The sequence below is a fragment of the Roseateles sp. P5_B10 genome, assembly GCF_056400485.1.
This window is the reverse complement of record NZ_JBFULE010001630.1, coordinates 1-586: the sequence shown is the minus strand read 5'-3', so window position 1 is coordinate 586 and position 586 is coordinate 1. Positions and strand designations below refer to the sequence as shown.

Below are 586 nucleotides of genomic sequence, written 5' to 3'. Positions count from 1 at the left end.
GTCTACAGCAAGCTCAGCCTCAACAAGCGCCATGTCGACGACATCGTCGGCTTCCTCGGCGTGGGCAGCAACACGGCCTTCAACCCCGCTGGCACCTTCACCGACAACACGACCACCAACGTCCGCTCGCTGACGGCGGGCCAGAGTGCGGTTGCCTCGCTGCTGCCCAACTCGTACTCCTTCCGCGCCAACAATGCGCCGCTGGTGCTCGGCACGACGACCAACGTGCTGCCGGGCTACACGGTCGATTCCTCGCATCACCTGACGAGCTATTCGACCAACAACGGCTCCTTTGGCACGGACACCATCTTCAGCAGCATCGACACCGATTCGAAGACGCTGATCCTGGGCGGCGAATACAAGAGCGACCGCCTCAGCGTGCAGGCGATGGGCGGCTCGACCAAGTCCACCGCGATGCGCTATGACCGCCGCGCCTCCGTCAGCTATGTGTACGGCATCGGCAACTTCGCGCTGCAGCCCAATGGCATCTGGTCGTTCACGCTGCCCAATGGCAACAACAACGAGCAACTCAACTTCCCGCTCTATTCCACGCTGAACCYGGCCGCGCCATTGGCCGCCTTCCCGG

At 63.1% G+C, this 586-nt stretch carries 1 protein-coding gene; it reads left to right on the top strand.

Annotated elements, in window-relative coordinates; all coding sequences use genetic code 11:
* Positions 1 to 586, top strand: a 586-nt coding sequence (locus tag AC1DU6_RS35000; RefSeq protein WP_477863144.1) for a hypothetical protein, incomplete at both ends; no start/stop codon positions are given.